This is a genomic window from Pantoea piersonii (assembly GCF_003612015.1).
Lineage (GTDB): Bacteria > Pseudomonadota > Gammaproteobacteria > Enterobacterales > Enterobacteriaceae > Pantoea > Pantoea piersonii.
On sequence record NZ_RARB01000001.1, the window covers coordinates 468,885 to 491,355 of the forward strand.

20 protein-coding genes are annotated in these 22,471 nt (G+C 56.9%); 12 read left to right on the forward strand and 8 right to left on the reverse strand.

Annotated features, from left to right (window positions below; genetic code table 11):
* Positions 1-57 precede the first annotated feature (57 nt).
* Positions 58-1,275 (forward strand): imidazolonepropionase, encoded by a 1,218-nt coding sequence (gene hutI / locus D7S44_RS02300; protein WP_120451656.1) that lies wholly within the window; start codon positions 58-60, stop codon positions 1,273-1,275.
* Positions 1,272-2,063, forward strand: a complete 792-nt coding sequence (hutG, locus tag D7S44_RS02305; protein WP_120451658.1) for an N-formylglutamate deformylase — start codon at positions 1,272-1,274, stop codon at positions 2,061-2,063. The genes hutI and hutG overlap by 4 nt, the downstream gene beginning before the upstream one ends.
* Positions 2,064-2,082: 19 nt before the next feature.
* Here hutG and D7S44_RS02310 read toward each other — a convergent pair whose 3' ends face one another.
* On the reverse strand, positions 2,083-2,715 hold the full coding sequence (locus D7S44_RS02310; protein ID WP_120451660.1) for a flavin reductase family protein: 633 nt from the start codon (positions 2,713-2,715) through the stop codon (positions 2,083-2,085).
* Between the two features lie 141 nt (positions 2,716-2,856).
* On the opposite strand from D7S44_RS02310, the gene rlmF reads away from it, so the two are divergent.
* A complete protein-coding gene (gene rlmF / locus D7S44_RS02315) occupies positions 2,857-3,777 on the forward strand; it encodes a 23S rRNA (adenine(1618)-N(6))-methyltransferase RlmF (protein ID WP_120451662.1) in 921 nt (306 codons plus the stop codon).
* Between the two features lie 2 nt (positions 3,778-3,779).
* Here rlmF and ybiO read toward each other — a convergent pair whose 3' ends face one another.
* The 6 genes from ybiO to rhtA form a co-directional block, all read right to left on the reverse strand.
* Positions 3,780-6,053 (reverse strand): mechanosensitive channel protein, encoded by a 2,274-nt coding sequence (gene ybiO / locus D7S44_RS02320; RefSeq protein ID WP_120451664.1) that lies wholly within the window; start codon positions 6,051-6,053, stop codon positions 3,780-3,782.
* Between the two features lie 266 nt (positions 6,054-6,319).
* Complete coding sequence (gene glnQ, locus D7S44_RS02325; RefSeq protein WP_120451666.1) at positions 6,320-7,042, reverse strand: glutamine ABC transporter ATP-binding protein GlnQ; 723 nt, start codon at positions 7,040-7,042, stop codon at positions 6,320-6,322.
* A complete protein-coding gene (gene glnP / locus D7S44_RS02330) occupies positions 7,039-7,698 on the reverse strand; it encodes a glutamine ABC transporter permease GlnP (protein ID WP_120451667.1) in 660 nt (219 codons plus the stop codon). Before glnP ends, glnQ begins: the two co-directional genes overlap by 4 nt.
* Before the next feature lie 74 nt (positions 7,699-7,772).
* The gene (gene glnH, locus D7S44_RS02335) at positions 7,773-8,519 is read right to left on the reverse strand and encodes a glutamine ABC transporter substrate-binding protein GlnH (protein ID WP_120451669.1); all 747 of its coding nucleotides are present in this window, start codon (positions 8,517-8,519) and stop codon (positions 7,773-7,775) included.
* A 323-nt stretch (positions 8,520-8,842) separates the two neighbouring features.
* Positions 8,843-9,346, reverse strand: a complete 504-nt coding sequence (dps, locus tag D7S44_RS02340) for a DNA starvation/stationary phase protection protein Dps (protein WP_033751449.1) — start codon at positions 9,344-9,346, stop codon at positions 8,843-8,845.
* A gap of 327 nt (positions 9,347-9,673) precedes the next feature.
* The gene (gene rhtA / locus D7S44_RS02345; RefSeq protein WP_120451671.1) at positions 9,674-10,585 is read right to left on the reverse strand and encodes a threonine/homoserine exporter RhtA; all 912 of its coding nucleotides are present in this window, start codon (positions 10,583-10,585) and stop codon (positions 9,674-9,676) included.
* Between the two features lie 376 nt (positions 10,586-10,961).
* On the opposite strand from rhtA, the gene ompX reads away from it, so the two are divergent.
* Complete coding sequence (gene ompX / locus D7S44_RS02350; protein WP_120451674.1) at positions 10,962-11,474, forward strand: outer membrane protein OmpX; 513 nt, start codon at positions 10,962-10,964, stop codon at positions 11,472-11,474.
* A 159-nt stretch (positions 11,475-11,633) separates the two neighbouring features.
* Here the strand turns inward: ompX and D7S44_RS02355 are convergent, their stop codons facing one another.
* Positions 11,634-11,828, reverse strand: a complete 195-nt coding sequence (locus tag D7S44_RS02355; protein WP_120452843.1) for a hypothetical protein — start codon at positions 11,826-11,828, stop codon at positions 11,634-11,636.
* A gap of 266 nt (positions 11,829-12,094) precedes the next feature.
* Here D7S44_RS02355 and mntR point away from each other — a divergent pair, with 266 nt between their 5' ends.
* From mntR to D7S44_RS02395, 8 genes are all read left to right on the forward strand, one after another.
* Complete coding sequence (mntR, locus tag D7S44_RS02360; protein ID WP_120451675.1) at positions 12,095-12,556, forward strand: manganese-binding transcriptional regulator MntR; 462 nt, start codon at positions 12,095-12,097, stop codon at positions 12,554-12,556.
* Positions 12,557-12,573: 17 nt separating this feature from the next.
* The gene (locus tag D7S44_RS02365; RefSeq protein ID WP_120451677.1) at positions 12,574-13,683 is read left to right on the forward strand and encodes an SLC13 family permease; all 1,110 of its coding nucleotides are present in this window, start codon (positions 12,574-12,576) and stop codon (positions 13,681-13,683) included.
* 146 nt (positions 13,684-13,829) lie between these two features.
* Complete coding sequence (locus tag D7S44_RS02370; protein WP_120451679.1) at positions 13,830-14,969, forward strand: HlyD family secretion protein; 1,140 nt, start codon at positions 13,830-13,832, stop codon at positions 14,967-14,969.
* Positions 14,966-16,534, forward strand: coding sequence for a DHA2 family efflux MFS transporter permease subunit (locus D7S44_RS02375; RefSeq protein ID WP_120451681.1), 1,569 nt, complete (start codon positions 14,966-14,968; stop codon positions 16,532-16,534). The genes D7S44_RS02370 and D7S44_RS02375 overlap by 4 nt, the downstream gene beginning before the upstream one ends.
* 1 nt (position 16,535) lies before the next feature.
* Positions 16,536-18,071 carry an efflux transporter outer membrane subunit gene (locus tag D7S44_RS02380; protein WP_120451683.1) on the forward strand — a complete coding sequence of 512 codons (1,536 nt, stop codon included), beginning with the start codon at positions 16,536-16,538 and terminating at the stop codon, positions 18,069-18,071.
* Positions 18,072-18,354: 283 nt separating this feature from the next.
* Positions 18,355-19,839, forward strand: a complete 1,485-nt coding sequence (locus D7S44_RS02385) for a sugar porter family MFS transporter (protein ID WP_120451685.1) — start codon at positions 18,355-18,357, stop codon at positions 19,837-19,839.
* A gap of 428 nt (positions 19,840-20,267) precedes the next feature.
* The gene (locus tag D7S44_RS02390) at positions 20,268-20,669 is read left to right on the forward strand and encodes an H-NS family histone-like protein (RefSeq protein ID WP_120451687.1); all 402 of its coding nucleotides are present in this window, start codon (positions 20,268-20,270) and stop codon (positions 20,667-20,669) included.
* Between the two features lie 175 nt (positions 20,670-20,844).
* Entirely contained in the window at positions 20,845-22,437 is a 1,593-nt protein-coding gene (locus tag D7S44_RS02395; RefSeq protein WP_120451689.1) for an ABC-F family ATPase, read from the forward strand.
* Positions 22,438-22,471 lie beyond the last annotated feature (34 nt).

Below are 22,471 nucleotides of genomic sequence, written 5' to 3' on the forward strand. Positions count from 1 at the left end.
TATACATATACATACTTTAAAGGACGGAGTAAATCGTCCGTAGCGGAGAGAGGCGTGATGGCGGAAAGCAAAGCGATCGACAGCCTGTGGCTGGGGGCCGATCTGGTCACCATGCGCGAAGGCAGATATCACATCATTGAGGATGGCGCGCTGGCGGTGGATGGCGGCGAGCTGGTATGGGTAGGGCCGCGCGCGGAGATGCCCGCCTTTACGCCGCGCCAGCAGCACCGGTTTGACGGCGGTATCCTGACGCCAGGGCTGATCGACTGCCATACCCATCTGGTGTTCGGCGGCGACCGCAGCGCAGAGTTCGAGCAGCGTCTCAACGGCGTCAGCTACGCCGAGATCGCGGCGCAGGGCGGCGGCATTCTCTCGACGGTGCGCGCCACGCGCGAAGCCAGCGAGGAGTCACTGGTGGCCTCGGCGCGCTGGCGGCTCAACCGTCTGCTGGCGGAAGGGGTGACCACGGTAGAGATCAAATCGGGTTACGGGCTGGATGAGGCGAGCGAGCTGCGTATGCTGAGCGCGATACGGCGACTTGGCGAGAGCGCGCCCGTCGACGTGCTGGCGACCTGTCTGGCGGCACACGCCTTTCCGCCGGAATTTAAGCAGGATCCCGACGGCTGGGTCGATCTGATTTGTGAGCGCATCCTGCCGCAGGTGAAAGCCAACGGGCTGGCGGACGCGGTAGACGCCTTTTGCGAACATCTGGCCTTTTCCCCGGCGCAGGTGGCGCGCGTGTTTGACAAGGCCGCCGAGCTGGGTCTGCCGGTCAAGCTGCACGCCGAGCAGCTCTCTTCGCTGGGCGGGGCGCGACTGGCGGCGAGCTACGGCGCGCTCTCCGCCGATCATCTGGAATATGCAACTGAAGAAGATGCACGGGCAATGGGTGAACGGGGCACGGTGGCGGTGCTGCTGCCCGGCGCCTTCTATCTGCTGCGGGAAACCCAGCGGCCGCCGGTGGCGCTGTTTCGTCAGCATAAGGTGCCAATGGCGCTGGCCAGCGACGCGAATCCCGGCACCTCGCCCGCGCTGTCGCTGCGCCTGATGCTTAATATGGGCTGCACGCTGTTCGGCATGACGCCGGAAGAGGCGCTGGCAGGCGTCACGCTGTGGGGCGCGAAAGCGCTGGGGCTGCAGCAAACCCACGGCTCGCTGGAGGCGGGCAAAGTGGCAAACTTCGTCCACTGGCCGCTGGCGCGCCCGGCGGAACTGGTTTACTGGCTGGGCGGCGAGCTGCCCTGTACCGTTATCTATCGCGGAGAAGCGCAATGACACCTTTTCTCTTTACGCCGGGCAGCCTGCCGCTGCTGGTCAGTATTCCTCACGCCGGTACGCAGCTTACGCCGGAGGTAGAAGCCGGACTGAGCGAGGCGGCGCGCGGCCTGCCGGATACCGACTGGCATATTCCGCAGCTGTTCGATTTTGTACGCGACCTCGGCGCCAGCGTGCTGATCGGCCACTATTCGCGTTTTGTGATCGACCTGAATCGTCCGCCAGATAATCAACCGCTCTACGCTACGGCCACCACCGGACTCTATCCGGACACCCTGTTTGACGGCTCGCCGACCTTTGCGCCAGGCAAAACGCCCTCAGCGGCGCAGCGCGAAGGTTATCTCAGAGATATCTGGCAGCCTTATCATCAGCAGATCCAGCAGGAGCTGGCGCGCCTGAAAGCGCTACATGGCTATGCGCTGCTGTTTGACGCCCACTCTATCGCCAGCGTAATCCCGCGCCTGTTCGAAGGACGTCTGCCCGATCTGAATATCGGCACCAACGACGGCAAAAGCTGTCGCGCCGAGGTTACGCAAGGGCTGGAGGCGGTCTGCGCGGCGCAGAGCGACTATAGCTGGGTGGTGAACGGACGCTTTAAGGGCGGCTACATTACGCGCGCCTACGGTCAGCCGGAAGAGCAGGTTCAGGCGGTGCAGCTGGAGCTGGCGCAGCTGAATTATATGGATGAGGCGCCGCCGTTCGCCTGGCGGCAGGAGCGGGCTTCAGCGCTGCAGAAAGTGCTGAAGCCGCTCGTGCAAAGCTTTATCGAACGCGGCAGGCCGTCATAGCGGCTGGCGCGCCGTCTCTTTAGCGGCGGCGCGCGTCCGGACGCATCAGATCGAAACGTTCGTTTTCACTGATGCCGTAATAGGCGCTTGGCCCGCCGGCGCGCAAAATAGGTTGGGCGCGCGCCGTCTGATAAATGCCTTCATCCAGCAGCGATTCGTCGATATGAATTGCAATCGCCTCGCCCAGCACCAGCCAGCTGTCGATCGGGTTGCCCTGCGCATCCTGCAGCTGAATCAGCTGGGTCAGGCGGCACTCGAAGTTTACCGGGCTCTCCGCCACCAGGCTCGCCTTCACCTGCGAGGCGGCCAGCGGCGTTACGCCCGCCAGCGCAAACTCATCCTGATCCGGCGGCACCGACGCCGAACTCTCATTCATCGCCTCCGCCAGCGAGCGCGTCGCCAGGTTCCAGACGAACTCTTTGCTTTCGCTGATATTGCGCACGCTGTCTTTCCAGCCGGTGCTGGAGAAGCCAATGATCGGCGGATGGTAGTTAAAGCAGTTGAAGAAGCTGTAGGGCGCCAGGTTGCGCTGACCCGCGGCGGAAATCGAACTGATCCAGCCAATCGGACGCGGCCCGATAATGGCATTGAGCGGGTCATGCGGCAGACCGTGACCGGCGCGCGGCTGGTAGGAGTAGCGTTTATGCGTCATCTTTTATCCCGTAGCGAAGTGTTAACAATATCTTAGCGCTACAGCATCAGCTGCATCGGGAAGAAATATGTAAGCGGATTGTGCGGCTTTATTTTCCCGACGCTGCGGCGTATTGTACGCGCCTGCAAAACGGGAGACGCCATGAACAAGCCAGCCAGTAAATTATTCCACGCCCGCAACCGCCATCAGGGCGAGTACGACTTCGCCGCGCTGACCGCCGCGCACCCGCCGCTGGCGGCAAAAGTGCGGCCCAACGGCTACGGCGCGCAGTCGATCGATTTTGCCGATGCGGAAGCGGTGATGCTGCTGAACCAGGCGCTGCTGAAACTTTTTTACGGCATCGAATGGCAGCTGGCCCCTGGTGCGCTCTGTCCGCCGGTACCGGGCCGCGCCGATTACCTGCACTACCTGGCCGATCTGCTGGCGCAGGACAATCGCGGCGCGATCCCACAAGCGGATATTCTGGATATCGGCTGCGGCGCAAACTGCATCTATCCGCTGATTGGTCATGCGGAGTATGGCTGGCGTTTTACTGGCACTGATATCGACGAGGCGGCCCTGAAGGCGGCTAACCGCATCGTGGTGGCCAACGCCGGGCTACCGCGCGCCATTCGTCTGCGCCGTCAGAAGGATCCCCAGGCGGTACTGGCGGGCGTGGTGAATAAAAACGAGTTCTTTCACGCCGTAATATGTAATCCGCCGTTCCACGCCTCGGCGGCAGAGGCGGCGGCCGGTTCGCAGCGGAAAGTGCGCAATCTGAAGCTGGAGAGCGCGACGCCGCTCAACTTCGGCGGCCAGCACAACGAGCTATGGTGCGAAGGGGGCGAAAAAGCCTTTGTTGGCAAGATGATCGCCGAAAGCGCGGCGCTGGCGCGCCAGTGCATCTGGTTTACCTCGCTGGTGTCGCGCCGCGAGAATCTGCCCGCGCTGGAAAAACAGCTGCAGGCGCTTGATGCGGCAGAGGTGCGGGTCGTGAATATGGCGCAGGGTCAGAAGCAGAGCCGCTTTCTCGCCTGGAGCTTTATGCCAGCCGCGACGCGCGCGCAGCGGCTGGCGAAATAGCCTTACTCCGGTGCCGGCAGCGCGGGCAGGGCAGTCACGTTCGCCACGCTGTTGCCGGTCTGCATCACCTCTACCGTCTGGTGCGGCGCCTTAATCCCGGCCGCATCGAAATGTTTCTTCACCATGGTGTCCAGCGCAAAGCGCACCGTCCACTGCTTCAGCGGCTGGGTGGTAAAGGAGACGCGTACGGTAAAGGCCTGATTGGTTAACCCCACCAGTCCGGCGAAGTTCGGTTCACCAATCACCATGCCGCGGATATCCGCATTCTCCAGCAGTTCATTAACCGCCTCCTGCAGGACGCGGTTAACACGTTCGTTGTCTTCGCCGCGCTCGACGTCATAGTTGGCGACAAACGAGCCGATGCCGCGCACAAAGTTGGCGAAGGTGGTAATCGAAGACCAGGGAATGATGTGATAGGCGCCGGTATCCTGACGAACGCCCACCGAGCGAATCGACATCCGTTCTACCGTGCCGGTAATGGCGCCGATGGTCACCAGATCGCCGGTATTCATACCGTTCTCAAACTGAATGAAGATGCCGGTAATAATATCCTTGACCAGCGTTTGCGAGCCGAAGGAGACCGCCAGGCCGAGCGCACCCGCGCCTGCCAGCAGCGGCGCGATATTAACGCCGATTTCAGACAGCAAAATCATAATGGTAATAGTGCTGATCACCACCGCCAGCGCGTTGCGGAACAGCGTCAGCAGGGTGCGGGTGCGGGCGCTCGGCATCGGACGGCCGTGAGAATCAGAAGCCAGTCGGCTCTCAATCAGGCTTGCCAGCACCGTCCAGCCGACAGCGGAGAGCAGCAGGATCATCACGATGCGGATCAGCACGTCCACCATTTTTTCTCCCGCGCCGACCGTGAGCCAGTGCCAGAGATCGAACAGGTTCCAGGCGTTGAGCAGCAGCAGCAGCGTGGCGAACACGGTAATAATGCGCGCCAGCTTCAGCAGCGCCTTCACCCAGTCGTTGACGCGCTTTTGCAGCGCCGGATAGTTACGGCGCAGATCGGGCGAAAGCGTAATAGTTTTGCCTATCCAGCGCGTCAGAATGCCGGAAACAAAGGCGGCGATGCCGATAATCGCCAGCGTGCGCACCGATGCCGACATCATAAATTTCAGGCTGTCGCCGGGATTGAAAATAGAGAGCAGAAACAGTGCAATAAAGTAGGCGCTCGCCAGCCAGTGCCACACCAGCGCGAAGGCGCGAATAAAAAAGGCGAAAAACGCCATGCTGCGATCCGACAGCGCCTGAAGGGCAAAATGAATAGAGCGGCGGTTGGAAAAGATGAGGAAGAGCGCCCAGCCGGTCATGATGCCCATAATGAGCACGTTAACCACGGCCGCGACCTGCATGTTAACTTGATTAGAGACAATCGGCACGATCACCAGCAGTCCGTAGCCAATCAGGCCGGAGAGCCAGCTCAGACGCGTGTTCCAGTAGCGGGCGCGCCCGTCGCTGAGGTGAAAGAAGCGCAGGTCGCTGAAGGCGGGGCAAAATATCAGACGCAGCACCGCCTTGAAAAATTCAATCAGCGCGAAAGCGTTCAGGAACAGCCCTTGCTGGTAGGCGATAGTACGGCTGTCGCCGTGGTAATTGTCGCTGATGATTTGTCCGATAAACAGCGTCAGCGCCAGCATCAGCAAATCAATGATAAATGCGCCGATAATCGCCACCGGCAGCTGTATCCAGTTACGCTGCTCGCGGTTCTTCGCCCGTCCCCAGTGCCCCATACGGCGATAAAGCGGCGCAATAAGACGGCGCAGCAGCCAGTAAAGCGCAAACAGCACCGCAGCCAGCACCACGAAATGTCGCAGTGCATTGAAGAAGGTGTCGGGGTTGAACGCCTTGTGCGGCGCATAGGCGATATTGTCATGCAGGCGGGCGAACTTTTGCGCCACGTCGCCGCCAAATTCGCGGGTGACATCCGTTACGCCCTGCAGGACGGTTTTCTCCTCCTCCTTTTCGGTCGGCGGCGTCAGCGCAGGCGCATTATCCTTTGCCGTCGCGGTGGAGGCGCCGCGCAGCTGATCAATCAGTTCCTTACGCGCCTGGTCATCTTCCAGAATATTCGCCAGCGCGGCGTAAGCGGCTTTTTTCTCGTCAAGCGTCGGCTCTTTTTGCGCGCCGCTGGCGGAGCCAGTCGACTGCTGCGCCGCGACGGCCGCCTGAGGCAGCGTCACCGCCTGCGCGGTGGGCAGCACAAAACAGCAGAGCAGTAACAGCGCGATCCCTTGTCGCAACAGGCGACAACATATGTGGGCTGACGACATGGCTTTCTCCTTAGCAACCTCTGGCTCACAGGTGGAAAAGTATAGTCAGGCGCAGGGAGTGAAAGTTCTGAAAGGCACTTATCGTCCGGTTAGTGAAACGCAGGCGGTAAAAAGGGGGCTGGCAGAGGAAAAGAGCGAAGCGTCTTGCGAAATGCTGAAAGCGTTTTTGTACCGCCCGGCGCGTTGGCCTCGAGGCGGGCGCACCTCAGGGAAGAGGTGCGTATCCGCGCTGCACGCGGTGGGCCGACACGTGTCGGCCCGGCAAATCAGGAAACGTGCTGCAGGAACTCGCGCAGGCGATCGCTTGGCGGCTGGGTGATCAGCGTATCGGGATCGCCATCTTCCGCTATGGTGCCTTTGTCGATAAAGATCAGGCGCGACGCGACTTTTTGCGCGAAACCGACTTCATGCGTCACGATTACCATCGTCATGCCTTCTTCCGCCAGATCCTGCATCACCTTCAACACCTCGTGGCGCAGCTCGGGGTCCAGCGCAGAGGTTGGCTCATCGAACAGCATCAGCTTGGGCTTCACCGCCAGCGCGCGGGCGATGGCGACGCGCTGCTGCTGGCCGCCGGAGAGTTCGGAAGGAAAGTGGTGCGCGCGCTCGGCCAGGCCAACCTTCGCCAGCAGCTCGCGCGCGAGCTTATGCGCATCCTGTTTCTTTGCGCCGCGTACGCGGATCGGACCGAACGCGACGTTATCCAGCGCGCTCATCTGTGGGAAGAGATGGAACTGCTGGAATACCATGCCCGCTTCCTGGCGGATCAGACGCTCATCCACTTTGGGATCGTTCACCTTCAGGCCGTCGACGATCAGATCGCCGCTGGTGATCTCTTCCAGCTTGTTAATGCAGCGTAGCAGCGTCGATTTGCCTGAGCCGGAGGGGCCGATAATCACCACAACTTCGCCCTGGTTAATCTTCAGGTTGATATCGTGCAGCACCTGGGTTTGGCCGAAATGCTTCGAGACGTTTTTAAATTCAATCACAGGATTTTCACCCTTTTCTCAATACGGCGCAGCACAAAGCTCAACACCAGGGTAATCACGAGGTAGATAATCGCTACGGCGCTCCAGATCTCCAGCGCGCGGAAGTTGCCGGCAATGATTTCCTGGCCCTGACGCGTCAGTTCCGCCACACCGATAACGATAAACAGCGAGGTATCTTTAATGCTGACGATCCACTGGTTGCCGAGCGGCGGCAGCATACGACGCAGCGCCAGCGGCATAATGACATAGCGCAGGGTTTCACGACGCGACAGACCCAGCGCCAGGCCCGCTTCGCGAAAGCCTTTGTTAATTGACAGCACCGCGCCGCGCGTGATCTCAGCGATATAGGCGCCGGAGTTGATCATGATGGTCACCACCGCAGCGGTGAACGGATCGATGCGCAGATCGGGGAAGGCCATCGGCAGGGCGAAGTAGATAAACATCACCTGCACCACGATAGGGGTGCCGCGAATGATCTCAATAAAGACCAGCGCGAGGTTATTGGCGATCCAGCCGCCGTAGGCGCGGGCGAAGCCGGCGACCAGACCGATAATCAGTCCGCCGACCAGGCCGAGAACCGAGATCAGCAGGGTCATTTTCGCGCCTTCAATCAGCACCGGCATAGCGGGCCAGATGACGCTCCAGTCAAACTCCATGGTGTGACTCCAGTTTTGTTGCGATGGAAAAAAGCAGGGAACGCGTCCCTGCTCAAAATAAAATCAAAAAATTATTATTTAGGTTCGCTGCCGAACCATTTTTTGTAGATCTGGTTATAGGTGCCGTTCTCTTTCAGGGTCTTCAGCGCGCCGTTTACTTTCTCACGCAATTCGTCGCTGCCTTTCGGGAACGCGATGCCATACTGCTGCGCTTCGATAGATTCGCCTACCGCTTTGAAGCGGCCTTTGCCAGCGGTGTGGATAAAGTAAAGGATGTTCGGCGTGTCGTGCAGCACTGCATCGGCACGGTTGGTGCCCAGTTCCATATAAGCGTTGTCGATATTCGGGAACTGACGCAGGTCTTTAGATTTGATATGTGCCTTAGCGTAATCCACAGAACCGGTGCCGCTCTTCACCGCGACCACTTTGCCGTTCAGATCGTCGATACCTTTAATATCGTTCTCATTGTTGCGCACCATCACCAACAGGCCGCTTTTGTAGTAGCCGTCAGAAAACTCGATGGCTTTTTTACGCTCGTCGGTGATGGTAATGCCCGCCAGCGCCAGGTCGATATTGCGCGTCTGCAGCGCCGGGATAATGCCGCTGAAGTCCATCGGCTTCAGGGTATAGTCCAGCTTCAGCTCTTTAGCGATGGCGTCCCACAGATCGACGTCGAAGCCGACATACTTATCGCCCTGTTTGAACTCAAAGGGAACGAAAGCGGTATCGGTGGCGACGATCAGTTTTTTTTCTGCTGCGGTGGAAGAGAGTGAGAAGGCCAGCGCCAGCGCGGCCACAGAGACTTTAAACAGTGACTTCATCATTTTTCCTTATTACTTCCCGGCCCGAAAGCGGCGTTTACGGCTTACCATATGAAAAAAGTATGCCAACTTTTCATTTTTACCACAATCAATAGGTTAAACCTGAAAGCTGACACGATTTTGCAACGGTAAAAACTTTTGCACCAAAATGAAGCACCAAAAAGGTGCACAGGGAGATTTTGGTGCAATCGCACCTTTGCATGCGGTATTAAGCGTGGGAAGAAGAGGCGTTCAGAAATGTTATGAAGGTCAAAAAATAGTAATTTTCCTGTTAAGCAGGCACAAAAAAGGCGGGTCTCCCCGCCTGATAATGCTTTACGTTGTTATTCGATGTTGGATTCGATAAACCACAGGAATTTATCCAGATCGCGGGATGCCGCGGTAAAGATATCTGCGGTGTCTTCATCTTTAACTTCTGAAATCGCTTTACGCGTATCGTTCGCGACGATGGCGTAACGGTCAGCCAGCGCTTTCAGGTGATCCTGTACGCTGTGAATATTGAGCGGATAGCTCTGCAGCGGCGTTCTGTCGTTAACGACCTGCGTGGTGCCCAGCGCCACGCCGCCTAACTGCACGACACGTTCAGCAATGGTGTCCTGGTGATCGGTAATAGTGGTACGGAAACCGTCCAGCATCTCATGCACGCCGATAAAGTTTGAGCCGCGCATATTCCAGTGCGCCTGCTTGGTAATCAGCGACAGATCGATAAATTCCACCACCAGACGGTTGAGCACCTCAATGGTGGCTTTTTTCTCGTCGTCAGCCACATCGTTACGGGTGTAAAGCAGATCGGAAGCGTTCGTTTTAACCAGTTTTGCGGTACTCATCGTATGAATCCTCTCTTTGATGGGTTGTCCTAATCAAGCACGGGAATAAGTATAGCAGCGCTTTGCGTGTTTGCAGGATTGAGTTTAGCGATGGCTGAAATAGATGGCATTTACGGATAAAGTTTACGCGGTAATTATCTGCAAAAAGAGTAACAGCGACAGATGATTTATTTTTACTGCTGTAATATCAGACAATTGGGGAGATGAGGCGCCCGGCTTTATACAGTATGTTTCAGAATGATAATAAGAGTGTGTATCGTTGGTTAAAATAAAGCCATCTTCAACTTCCGAATATTATTCGCCTGCGTTATACGCAGGCGTAATAAGTTATGGCTGCGGCGGTGTGGTTATTTTAACCTTTTTTAGCTGGGAATTTCTGGGCTTAAGCGTCAGCGTCGCGCCAGCTGACGCCAGAATTATCGCCAGCAGACCAAGGCTCTGCTTCAGGGAGAGCGTTTCGCCCAGGAATAAAATTCCCGACAGGGCCGCGACGGCAGGTTCAAGGCTCATCAGCGTACCGAAAATACGCGCCGGCAGACGCGTCAGGGCGACCATTTCCAGCGAGTAAGGAATGGCGCTGGAGAGCAGGGCGACTAAAAGCGCGACAGGAATAACGCTCCAGTGCCAGATGCCGGGTTCAGCGAACGTTAATCCCAGCGGCACAAAGATAACTGAAGCGATTAAGGAGCCCATCGCAACGGTAGCCGGGCCATGTTCCGCCCCGGCGCGCGGTCCCGCCAGAATATATAATGCCCAGCAGGCGCCTGCGCCTACCGCCAGCACAGCACCCAGCGGATCGATGGTTTTCATACTGTCGCCGAACGGCAGCAGAAACCAGAGACCGGCGACCGCCAGCGCGACCCAGACAAAATCGAGCAGACGGCGCGTGCCAAGCAGCGCCAGCGTGAGCGGACCGGTAAATTCCAGCGCCACCGCGACGCCGAGCGGCACGGTACGCAGCGACAGATAAAACAGGAAGTTCATACAGCCCAGTGCCAGCCCGTAGAGCAGCAACGGCAGGCGCTGTTCACGCGTGAAGCGCAGCCGCCAGGGTTTGAAGATAACGCAGAGCATCAGGGTGCCAAGCCCAAGACGCAGCGCGGTGATGCCAGTGGCGCCAACCGCGGGGAAAAGAGATTTCGCTAACGACGCGCCGCCCTGCAGCGACAGCATCGCAATCAGCAGCACAGCAACCGAAACAGCTGGCGCAGAGCTTTTACCTGACAAAGAGAGAGACATCCTGTAAACGCGTCCTTGATGATTAACACAGAGGTAACAAGACGTTCAGTTTAATCGAAACAGGGGTAAATGCAGAGGAGACAATCAGGAAAATGCTGAGGCGACTGCGCGAAATTTAACCCATTCCAGGGCCAGTTCCGTAAAGAAATGTCAGGTTTTTTTAGGAATTAACTTAAAGGACAATTTTTCTTCCAGGAAATTCATTGCAGTTTAATGACGATTTTTTCAAGTAAAATGAATAGCATAGGAAGCTTCATTAACTTTCTGTTACACCAAACATTCTGTTAGACAATAATTTGCGGGCAGAGTTTCTTGCTGAGTTTTGTTATATTTTCAGCGTTGTCAGGAGAGAAGTATTATCACATTTGAGGTGGTTATGAAAAAAATTGCATGTCTTTCAGCACTGGCTTGTGTTCTGGCAGTTTCTGCGGGTTCCGCAATGGCGCAGAGCACAGTCACCGGCGGTTACGCTCAGTCCGACTATCAGGGCGTGGCTAACAAAGCGAACGGTTTCAACCTGAAATACCGTTATGAAGACGGCTCTAACCCGCTGGGTTGGATCGGTTCTTTCACTTACACCGAAAAAGATCGTACTGATGCTGGCGTGTACAGCAAAGGTCAGTACTACGGTTTCACCGCTGGTCCTGCTTACCGTCTGAACGACTGGGCGAGCATCTATGGCGTGGTTGGTATCGGCTACGGCAAATTCCAGCAGAACGACACTGTTGTCCGTGATAAAGGCGACTCCAGCGACGTGGGCTTCTCTTACGGTGCCGGCCTGCAGTTCAACCCGTACCAGGACTTCGCTATTGATGTAGGTTACGAGCAGAGCCGTATCCGTAGCGTCGATGTTGGCACCTGGATTGCTGGCGTAGGTTACAGCTTCTAAGTCTTGCTTAGACCAGTTGCAGAAAAAACGGCCCTTCGCGGCCGTTTTTTTTATCTCTTTTTTAGCTGAACGACTACGGGGTGGCGGAGCGTTAAAGCGGAGAAAAAGATGAGCGAGCAGCCCTGGCAAAAGCAGAGGCTGCCTGAGAGAAGATGCGCGTTAGCCGCGCCAGATTAAATTCGGGCAGTCGCGATCGTTGCGTTTCGTGCCCAGCAGCTTTTCAACCAGCATCAGGCGAAGTGAAAACGGGGAGCGGCTCAGCAGGCAAAGCCAGGCCTTCAGCGATGAAGATGAAGCCGGTTGCGCTGTCTGGAAGCATTTGCCGCAGTCAAGGCAGCATTTCATGGTGCTCATATCGACCTCCCAATCAGTAACGTCGTAACAGCAGGCAAAGTCCGGCGACAAACAAGAGAAACAGCAGTAATAACAGATAAGGATCCTGCACGATCGTCTCTCCATTGTCAGCGCGTTTGCCTACAATATCGACAAATATAGCACTGGCTATACCCTGTAGCCAATGCTATTTACGAAAAATTTGAGCTTCTTTGTGCCTGGTTTACAATGAGCGCAGCAAATCCGTCTCGCTACGCGAGCGCGGAGCATAATAAAGAGGAAGCTGAATGAGTCGTCGTGCCAAAACTGGGGTGTCCGCTCCGCAAGGACCCCTGAAAGATATCGAAGAGCATGTCGAAGGATTTCGACAGGTACGCGAAGCCCATCGTCGCGAACTGATCGATGACTACGTTGAGTTGATCTCAGATTTGATTGGTGAATTCGGCGAGGCGCGCCAGGTTGATATGGCGGCGCGACTGGGCGTCTCGCAGCCCACCGTGGCCAAAATGTTGAAACGACTCAGCAGCGCCGGGCTGGTCGAACAGGTTCCTTACCGCGGCGTCTTCCTGACCGGGGAAGGGGAAAAGCTGGCGGCAGAGAGCCGCGCACGCCATCATATCGTCGAAACTTTCCTGCTCGCGCTGGGTATCAGCCCGGAAACCGCGCGTCGTGACTCCGAAGGCATCGAACATCACGTTAGCGATGAAACACTGGCCGTCTTCCAGAAATTTTACGAAAGCCGTCATTAATCACCGGGCCCGCTAACATGTTAACCGTGCTGCGCACTTTTTTGCATGATCGTATTCTGCATCTGTTGTTAGCGTTTGGCGCAATACTGCTTCTGCTGGCGAATTTCTGCTGGGCGGATCTGCCTGGCGCGGTTGACTGGCATACTATCGTTACGCTGACCGGCCTGCTGTTGTTAACCAAAGGACTGGAAGTCAGCGGCTATTTTGATGTCCTGGGCGCGCGGCTGATCGGCCGCTTCCGACATGAACGCGCGCTGGCGCTGTTTATGGTGCTGGCCGCTGCGCTGCTCTCAACCTTCCTGACTAACGATGTGGCGCTGTTTATTCTGGTGCCGCTCACCCTGACGCTGCGCAAATATTCACGTCTGCCTTTGTCCAGGCTGATCATCTTTGAAGCGCTGGCCGTTAATGCGGGCTCGTTGTTGACGCCGGTAGGTAATCCGCAAAATATCCTGCTGTGGAGCCACGGCCAGCTCAGCGTGGCGGGATTTATCGCGCAAATGACGCCGCTGGCGGTCTGGCTGCTGGTGACGCTGCTGGCGCTGACGTGGTTCAGCTTTAAGCCGCGCGCCATTGAGAAGCATGGCGATGACGAGAGCCGCGAGTGGCAGAAGCCGCTGTTTGCCGTCAGCGTCCTGCTCTATCTTCTGTTTGTCGCCGCGCTTGAGTGGCAGATGACCGGCTGGGCGCTACTGCTCATCATCGGCTGTTATTTGCTGATGGCGCGCAGAGTGCTGATCGCCATCGACTGGAGCCTGCTGGCGGTCTTTATCGCGATGTTTATCGACGTCTACCTGCTGACGCACCTGCCGATTGTGCAGCAGCATTTCGATGCCGTATCACGCTTCAGCGATGGCGCCATATATCTGCTGGCCATCGGTCTGTCGCAGATAATCAGCAACGTGCCCGCTACTATTTTGCTGCTGCAGAAAATCCCGCCTTCCGACGTTTTCGCCTGGGCAGTGAATATCGGCGGATTTGGTTTGCTGCCAGGGTCGCTGGCTAATCTGATTGCGCTGCGCATGGCGAAAGATCGTCGCGTCTGGTGGCAGTTTCACCTCTTCTCTCTGCCGATGCTGGCCTGGTCGATGCTCAGCGGCTGGCTGCTGCTGCGCCTGTTGCATTAGCTTCCGCTGCGCTTAAAAAAATGTTGCAGGTTGTGCCTCTTTTGTCTGGAAAAGTCAAGAAACGCTGGAAAATGTCAGTTTACCATCTACTGTTTATCTGACCTTTTATGCCCTGGAATTAGGGCGTTAGCTATGCGGAACTGACTATGAGCAACAATGATAAAGGCGAATCCCATCAGGACGATGTAAAGAAAGAGCAGGATCCTTCCAGCGAGCAGTCTGAACAGGATAACGAGCAGCCTGAGCGCAAAAGACCCGGCAAAAAACCGCTGATCATCCTCGCTATCGTGGTTGTGATCATGCTGATAGTCGGTTTCTGGTTCTGGTTCACGACGCGTAATGAAGAGAGCACCGACGACGCCTTTACCGAAGGTGACGCGGTCACTATCGCGCCTAAAGCCTCGGGCTACGTGGTGAAGCTGCTGGTCAAAGATAACCAGCGGGTGAAAAAGGGCGATCTGCTGGTTGAGATCGATCCGCGTGATACTCTCGCTCAACGCGATCAGGCCAAAGCGCAGCTTGGACTGGCGCAGGCGCAGCTGCATCAGGCGCAGGCGCAGCTGGCGCTCTCTAAAGTGCAGTATCCGGCGCAGCGCGATCAGGCGCTGGCCGATCAGGCGAAAGCGCAGGCGAACCTGTTAAACGCTGAAGCGGACTACCGTCGTCAGCGCGGCGTCGATCCACGCGCCACCAGCCAGCGCAATATTGACACCGCCGCCGCGCAGCTGCGTTCGGCCCAGGCGCAGCTGCAGAGCGCCAAAGCGCAGGTGGAAGTCGCCTCGCAGGTCGCGCTGCAGATCCGTCAGCAGGAAACCAACGTGGAAGCGCGCCAGCAACAGGTCGCGCAGGCGCAGGCGCAGCTGAATACCGCTGAGCTGAACCTTTCCTATACGCAGGTGCGCGCGCCGTACGACGGCTTCGTCACCAAACGCAACGTGCAGCTCGGCACGCTGGTGCAGGCGGGCAGTTCGCTGTTTTCGCTGGTGTCGCCCGATATCTGGATCACCGCTAACTTTAAAGAGTCGCAGCTGGAGCGGATGAACCCAGGCGACAAAGTGGCGATTAGCATCGATGCCTGGCCCGATATGCAGCTGGAAGGGCACGTAGACAGTATTCAGATGGGCTCCGGTTCGCGCTTCTCTACTTTCCCGGCGGAGAACGCCACCGGCAACTACGTGAAGATCGTGCAGCGCGTACCGGTGAAAATCGTTATCGACAAAGGGCTGGATCCGAACCATCCGCTGCCGCTCGGCCTGTCGGTTGAACCTAAGGTTACCGTGGAATGAGCCAGGCGCAGAGCTGGCAGCCCTCCAGCAATCCGTGGCTGGTGGCGGTGACCGTCACGCTGGCGGTGTTCATGGAGATCCTGGACACCACCATCGTTAACGTGGCGCTGCCCCATATTGCCGGTTCGCTCTCTTCCAGCTACGACGAATCGACCTGGGTGCTGACCTCTTACCTGGTGGCGAACGGCATCGTACTGCCGATCTCCGCCTTTTTCAGTCGACTGTTCGGCCGCAAGCAGTTCTTCCTGATCTGCATCGTTATGTTCACTATCTGCTCGTTCCTGTGCGGCATCGCTACCGAGCTGTGGCAGATCATCCTGTTCCGCGTGCTGCAGGGCTTCTTCGGCGGCGGTTTGCAGCCGGTACAGCAGTCGGTGCTGCTTGATTACTTTAAGGCGGAAGATCGCGGCAAGGCGTTCGGTCTCTCCTCGATCGCCATTATCGTCGCGCCCGTTATCGGGCCGACGCTCGGCGGCTGGATCACTGATAACTACAGCTGGCGCTGGGTCTTCTTTATTAACATTCCGGTCGGCGTTTTGACGGTGCTGGCGATCTATCAGCTGCTGGAAGATCCGCCGTGGGAGCGCAAGTGGGCGAAAGGGCGGCTGAAGATCGACTATATCGGCATCGGGTTGATTACGCTGGGTCTCGGCTGCCTGCAGGTATTTCTCGATCGCGGTGAAGATGAAGACTGGTTCGCCTCGCACTTTATCGTGCTGTTCGCCACGCTGGCGCTGGTGGGCATCGTCGGCGCGGTTTACTGGCTGATGTATGCCCGGAAGCCGGTGGTGGATATTCTGGTGATGAAAGACCGCAACTTCTGGGTATCAGGACTGCTGATGGCGGGCATGGCGATGATCCTCTACGGCAGCTCGGTCGTTCTGCCGCAGCTGGCGCAGCAGGATCTCGGCTATACCGCCACCTGGTCGGGACTGGTGCTGTCGCCGGGCGCTATCCTGATTGTGCTGACCATCCCGCTGGTCATCAGCCTGATGCCGCGCGTGCAGACGCGCTATATCATCGCCTTCGGCTTTACCTGTCTGACGCTGGCGTTTTTGTACTCGTCGACCCTGACGCCGGATGTTGATTTTAAAACGCTGGTGCTGATGCGCAGCGCGCAGTCGATTGGGCTGGGTTTTCTGTTCGTGCCGCTGACCACCATCGCCTTTATTACCATCCCGCAGCAGCTCAACGCCGATGCGTCGGCGCTGTTTACCATGTTCCGCAACGTAGCGGGCTCGATCGGTATTTCGCTCTCAACGGCGGCGATCACCGAGCGCGAACAGGTACGCTCGGCACATATGGTGCACAACATGACGCCGCTTAACGAGCAGTTCAACATTACCGTGCAGCACTGGGGGCAGGCGATCCGCGACTTCACGTCGGCGGTTGGCGATCCTACCACGCTGGCGGCTGGTCAGCTCTATCAGGAGATGGTGGCGCAGGCGCGCATTCTGGCGTACATCGACGTCTTTACGGGCTTAAGCATCATCGCCCTGATCTTGATTCCATTTTGTTGGCTGCTGTCGCCGATTAAGAGCGAAGGCAGTGCAGGAGCACACTGACATGAAGGTTACCTTTACACGCCAGGTGGCGAGACCGCTCAGCCTGCTGACGCTGGCACTCTGTCTGGCGGGCTGCGCCGTCGGACCCGATTACGAAGCGCCGAAGCCGCAGCTGCCAGGGGGCTATCATCTGCTGGACGCGCAGCAGGCGTCGAAAACCGAGCCCGGCGCCGTCAGCACGCGCTGGTGGCAAACCTTTAACGATCCGCAGCTCAACAGCCTGATCGATCGCGCTATTGAAGGTAACCTGACGCTGCAGCAGGCGGTGCTGCGCATCGCAGGCGCGCGTCAGGAGCTGGCGCAGGCGCGCGGCGGCCTCTTTCCCAGCCTGAACGGCAGCGCGAAAGTCACGCGTCAGCAGCTGGGGCTGGAGGGGCTGTTGAAAGCAAACGGCGTCACCGACCAGCTCGACAGCGATACCGCCAGTCAGCTAAGCAGCCTGGAGCAGCCGGTAACGCTTTATCAGGGCAGCTTCGACGCCAGCTGGGAGCTGGATTTGTGGGGCAAAGTCCGTCGCCAGGTCGAACTGGCCGACGCGCAAACCCAGGCGGCAATAGAGCAGCGCAACGACGCACTGGTCTCGCTGGAAGCTGAGGTGGCGCGCGCCTACCTGCAACTGCGCGGCGCGCAGGCGACAATCGCCACGCTGGAGCAGCAAATCGCCGTGGCGCAGCAGAGCTGGGAGCTGACGCAGAGCCAGCAGCGCAACGGACTCGCGCCGCTCACCGATGTAGAAAACGCGCGCGCGCAGCTCAGTTCGCTGCAGGCGCAGCTGCCGCAGTATCAGTCGCAGGCGCGCCAGGCGATGAACGGGCTGGCGGTGCTGCTGGGCAAAACGCCGGGGGCGCTGGATAACGAGCTTTTCGCGCCGAAAGCGATGCCCGCGCTGCCGCAAATGGTGCCGGTCGGCATTCCCGCCACGCTGGCGCGTCGACGCCCCGATATTCGGCAGGCCGAGGCGACGCTGCATGCGCAGACGGCGAATATCGGCGTGTCGGTGGCGCAGCTTTTCCCCAGCCTGTCGCTCACCGGCCAGCTTGGGGTGCGCAATACCGATGTCAGCTACCTCGACAACTGGAGTAGTCACTTCTATTCCGTCGGCCCCTCGCTGTCGATTCCCATTTTCCAGGGCGGTCGGCTGGTTTCCAGCGTCAGGCTGGCGCGCGCCCAGCAGGCCAGCGCAGCCCTTGACTACCGGCAGACGGTGCTGACCGCGTTGCAGGATGTGGAAAACGCGCTGGTGAGCTATCGCGCCGATCAGGCGAGGGTAACGGCGCTGGACGAAACCACCGGTTCGCTGCAGCGCGCCTTCGATCTGGCCAGCGACAGCTATCGGCAGGGCATCTCAACCTTTATCGACGTGCTGGACGCTCAGCGTCAGCTGGCGCAGGCGCAGGAGCAGGCGACGCAGGCGCGCATGCAGAGCGCGCTCGATTTAGTTGCGCTCTATAAGGCGCTGGGTGGCGGCTGGGAGACTTACCAAAACGTCACGCTGCCGCAGTTCGACGTTTTCGGCCCGGCGACCCCCGCCAGCTAATATTTCTCCTTTTCGGCTGCGGCGCCTGTCGCAGCCGACGCGCCACAGCGCTATATCCGCTGCAATATTATTGAAATAAATATTTCCTTTTTATCCCTGCGTGGATTTTTTGCACGGTACGAAGTATGGCAGCGGGTAAAGCGTTACTCCCCATAAGTGTGATCTGTGGTGCAAAAATAAGCGGAGCCTATGACTCAGCGCGCAAAACTAATATTTCATATTTCATCTTTGCGATAAAAATAATCTAGTTTCACTGGATACCTGCACAACACCAGGAGATAACATGTCCAGAGAATCCTACCTTACGCTAAATAAAGCCTCAGGGCCGAACAGCAACACCCGCACCGAACCTTTCGTTAAAGTTATCGCCGTGGTCGCCACGCTTGGCGGCCTGTTATTTGGTTACGATACCGGCGTGATCTCGGGTGCATTGCTGTTTATGGGCCCCGAACTCAATCTCACGCCCTTTACCACCGGTCTGGTCACCAGCAGCCTGCTGTTTGGCGCTGCCTTCGGCGCGCTTCTGTCAGGTCATTTCGCGGCAGCGGCCGGGCGGAAAAAAATTATCCTCGTTTTGGCCATTATCTTTGCTATTGGCGCGCTCGGTACCTCGATGGCGCCGGATGTGGAATGGATGATTTTCTTCCGTCTGGTGCTGGGCGTCGCGGTCGGCGGCGCAGCAGCCACCGTGCCGGTCTATATTGCGGAAATCGCGCCAGCTAACCGACGCGGTCAGCTGGTCACGCTACAGGAACTGATGATTGTCTCCGGCCAGATGCTCGCCTATATCTCTAACGCGGGTTTCAATGCCGCCTGGGGCGGCGAAACGACCTGGCGCTGGATGCTGGCGGTCGCGACGCTGCCAGCGGTACTGCTCTTCTTCGGCATGATGTTTATGCCGGATACGCCCCGCTGGTACGCCATGAAAGGGCGTCTGGCCGAGGCGCGCAAAGTGCTGGAACGGACCCGCGCGCCCCAGGATGTCGACTGGGAGCTGACCGAGATTGAAGAGACGCTGACGGAAGAGGCGCAGCAGCGGCCACGCTTGCGTGAACTGCGCAAGCCCTGGCTGTTTAAGCTGTTTCTTATCGGTATGGGGATTGCGGTGATTCAGCAGCTGACCGGCGTAAATACCATTATGTATTACGCGCCGACCATGCTGAAGGCGGTTGGCATGGATGACAGCGCGGCGCTGTTCGCCACTATCGCCAACGGTGCGATCTCGGTGGTAATGACTTTAGTCGGTATCTGGCTGCTGGGGAAAATGGGCCGGCGCGCCATGACTATGCTCGGCCAGTTCGGCTGTACCGCCTGTCTGGTATTTATCGGTGCGGTCACGTTCTTTATGCCTGAAACGGTTAATGGCCAGCCCGATATGTGGCGCAGTTATATGGTGCTGCTCGGCATGTTAATGTTTTTAAGCTTTCAGCAGGGCGCATTATCGCCGGTCACCTGGCTGCTGCTGTCAGAAATATTCCCGACGCGCCTGCGCGGTATTTTTATGGGCGGCGCGGTATTCGCTATGTGGATCGCCAATTTCCTTATTTCGCTGATGTTCCCGGTTCTGCTGGCAAGCGTGGGTCTGGCGGGCGCATTCTTTATCTTTGCGCTGGTGGGCATCGCAGGCGCGATATTTGTCATTAAGTGCGTACCGGAAACGCGTAACCGCAGTCTGGAGCAGATCGAACACTATCTGCATGAAACGCTCTCGCATGATGAAGAGCCTGCTCCTAAGCCGCTGGGTCGCCCGGTAAATAAAACATCATAATTAAAGGTTATCAATTGTGATCTGAGCCGGCGCCTGCGCCGGCTTTTTTTTATCCATTCGTGCCGAGGGTTAGCTTTTTTCGTCCTCTCTTCTGGTTAACCTCGACGCAACAAACGCAGGCGGCACCGCGGGATACTATTCGTAAAATACGCCTGCAGGGCGCTTTATATCGATGCTCTGGACTTAGGCGATTCGCTATTAAAGCCGTTACCAGGCAATGAAAACGATTTCAGCCTTCTGCTTTTATCTGCAAGGTCATTGCTAATTCATCGTTAATAACACATTGAGAATACACTTAAGTTTTCGCGTGGAAATTTTACGATCCGACTTCGGAATTTTCTGTAGTAGAAAATTAATTTATTTTTTTATTTGAATTGGGTAATCTTGTCGCTACAGTTTTATTAACCCCCTTAGTCAAGGACATTGTAATGAGTGACGCATTTAAAGTTCTGAACAACATTCGCACATTACGTGCACAGGCACGCGAGCTGCCATTAAGCGATCTGGAAGAAATTCTGGAAAAATTAACCGTCGTCGTTACCGAACGTCGTGAAGAAGTAGAAGCTGAAGAAGCGCAGAACCGCGAAAAAGAAGAAAAGCTGTCTAAATATCGTGAAATGCTGCTGGCTGACGGCATCGATCCAAATGAATTACTGGGCGCGCTGGAAACCGGTAAAAAACGCGCCAAGCGCGCGCCGCGTCCGGCCAAGTATTCTTATACCGATGAAAACGGCGAAGTAAAATCCTGGACCGGCCAGGGCCGTACCCCAGCGGCAATTAAAAAGGCGCTGGACGCTGGCAAAAGCCTTGACGATTTCCTGATCGGCTAAATTTACCCAATCCTTGCAAGTGGGAGCCGGTGGCTTAAACAGCCATCGGCTTTTTATTTTTCCCCCGCTGCCAGCGGCTTGCCTCAGGCCGCACGCCTGGCGCTGGCATGCGCAAGGCGATGTCTGGCATAATGGCCGCCGTTTTTTCCTTCACTCAGCCATAAAGGTTAATGCCGTGTTAGTAAGCAGCAATATCACCATGCAGTTTGGCAGCAAGCCACTGTTCGAAAATATCTCCGTAAAATTTGGCGGAGGTAATCGTTACGGTTTAATCGGTGCAAACGGCAGCGGTAAATCCACCTTTATGAAAATCCTCGGCGGCGACCTGGCGCCAACCGGCGGTAATGTCTCTTACGATCCCAACGAGCGTATCGGCAAGTTAAGGCAGGACCAGTTTGCGTTTGAACAATATAGCGTGCTCGATACCGTCATCATGGGCCACCATGAATTGTGGGAAGTGAAGCAGGAGCGCGACCGCATATATGCCTTGCCGGAAATGAGCGAAGAGGAGGGCTATAAAGTTGCGGACCTCGAAGCGCTTTATGGCGAAATGGATGGCTACAGCGCCGAGTCGCGCGCGGGCGAGTTATTACTCGGCGTCGGTATTCCGGTAGAGCAGCATTATGGCCCGATGAGCGAAATTGCGCCGGGCTGGAAATTACGCGTGCTGCTGGCGCAGGCGTTATTTTCAAATCCTGATATTTTGTTACTGGATGAACCAACCAACAACTTGGATATTGATACTATCCGCTGGCTTGAGCAGGTGCTGAACGAGCGCGAAAGCACCATGATCATCATTTCGCACGACCGTCATTTTTTGAATATGGTCTGTACGCATATGGCGGATCTCGATTACGGCGAATTACGTGTTTATCCAGGTAATTATGACGAGTATATGACGGCGGCCACCCAGTCGCGCGAACGTTTATTAGCGGACAACGCCAAGAAAAAAGCGCAGATTGCCGAGCTGCAGTCTTTTGTCAGCCGCTTTAGCGCCAACGCTTCTAAATCGCGTCAGGCGACTTCGCGCGCGAAACAAATTGATAAGATCAAGCTGGATGAAGTTAAAGCGTCCAGCCGTCAAAACCCTTTTATTCGTTTTGAACAAGATAAAAAATTGTTCCGTAATGCGCTGGAAGTGGAAGCGCTGAGTAAAGGTTTTGATAACGGCCCGCTGTTTAAAAATCTTAACCTGCTGCTTGAGGTCGGTGAAAAGCTGGCGGTCATCGGCGCCAACGGTATTGGTAAATCCACCCTGCTGAAAACGCTGGTGGGCGAACTTGCGCCGGACAGCGGCAGCGTTAAATGGTCAGAGAACGCGCGCATTGGTTATTATGCGCAGGATCACGCCGCCGACTTCGCTGACGATCTTAGCGTCTTTGACTGGATGAGCCAGTGGAAGCAAGAGGGCGATGACGAGCAGGCGGTACGTAGCATTCTCGGCCGTCTGCTGTTCAGCCATGACGATATCAAAAAGCCAGCGAAGGTGCTCTCCGGTGGTGAAAAAGGGCGCATGCTGTTCGGCAAGCTGATGATGCAGAAACCCAACATTCTTATTATGGACGAACCGACAAACCACCTGGATATGGAGTCGATCGAGTCGCTGAATATGGCGCTGGAGATGTATGAAGGCACGCTGATTTTCGTTTCGCACGACCGTGAGTTCGTCAGCTCGCTGGCGACGCGCGTGCTGGAGATCAAAGAGGACCGCGTGATCGACTTTACCGGCAACTACGAAGACTATCTGCGCAGCCAGGGTATTTACTAAAGATCACCCTCTCTTTCTGACAGATTAAGGGGTA

Excerpts from the sequence above, each read along its gene's own strand:
- D7S44_RS02380 (WP_120451683.1), top strand. The coding sequence starts at position 16,536 with ATGAAGGTTACCTTTACACGCCAGGTGGCGAGACCGCTCAGCCTGCTG.
- rhtA (WP_120451671.1), bottom strand. The coding sequence starts at position 10,585 with ATGTCTCTCTCTTTGTCAGGTAAAAGCTCTGCGCCAGCTGTTTCGGTT.
- mntR (WP_120451675.1), top strand. The coding sequence starts at position 12,095 with ATGAGTCGTCGTGCCAAAACTGGGGTGTCCGCTCCGCAAGGACCCCTG.
- D7S44_RS02370 (WP_120451679.1), top strand. The coding sequence starts at position 13,830 with ATGAGCAACAATGATAAAGGCGAATCCCATCAGGACGATGTAAAGAAA.
- ybiO (WP_120451664.1), bottom strand. The coding sequence starts at position 6,053 with ATGTCGTCAGCCCACATATGTTGTCGCCTGTTGCGACAAGGGATCGCG.
- dps (WP_033751449.1), bottom strand. The coding sequence starts at position 9,346 with ATGAGTACCGCAAAACTGGTTAAAACGAACGCTTCCGATCTGCTTTAC.
- hutI (WP_120451656.1), top strand. The coding sequence starts at position 58 with ATGGCGGAAAGCAAAGCGATCGACAGCCTGTGGCTGGGGGCCGATCTG.
- glnP (WP_120451667.1), bottom strand. The coding sequence starts at position 7,698 with ATGGAGTTTGACTGGAGCGTCATCTGGCCCGCTATGCCGGTGCTGATT.
- glnH (WP_120451669.1), bottom strand. The coding sequence starts at position 8,519 with ATGAAGTCACTGTTTAAAGTCTCTGTGGCCGCGCTGGCGCTGGCCTTC.
- D7S44_RS02375 (WP_120451681.1), top strand. The coding sequence starts at position 14,966 with ATGAGCCAGGCGCAGAGCTGGCAGCCCTCCAGCAATCCGTGGCTGGTG.
- D7S44_RS02310 (WP_120451660.1), bottom strand. The coding sequence starts at position 2,715 with ATGACGCATAAACGCTACTCCTACCAGCCGCGCGCCGGTCACGGTCTG.
- hutG (WP_120451658.1), top strand. The coding sequence starts at position 1,272 with ATGACACCTTTTCTCTTTACGCCGGGCAGCCTGCCGCTGCTGGTCAGT.
- rlmF (WP_120451662.1), top strand. The coding sequence starts at position 2,857 with ATGAACAAGCCAGCCAGTAAATTATTCCACGCCCGCAACCGCCATCAG.
- D7S44_RS02390 (WP_120451687.1), top strand. The coding sequence starts at position 20,268 with ATGAGTGACGCATTTAAAGTTCTGAACAACATTCGCACATTACGTGCA.
- D7S44_RS02355 (WP_120452843.1), bottom strand. The coding sequence starts at position 11,828 with ATGAGCACCATGAAATGCTGCCTTGACTGCGGCAAATGCTTCCAGACA.
- D7S44_RS02365 (WP_120451677.1), top strand. The coding sequence starts at position 12,574 with ATGTTAACCGTGCTGCGCACTTTTTTGCATGATCGTATTCTGCATCTG.
- D7S44_RS02385 (WP_120451685.1), top strand. The coding sequence starts at position 18,355 with ATGTCCAGAGAATCCTACCTTACGCTAAATAAAGCCTCAGGGCCGAAC.
- ompX (WP_120451674.1), top strand. The coding sequence starts at position 10,962 with ATGAAAAAAATTGCATGTCTTTCAGCACTGGCTTGTGTTCTGGCAGTT.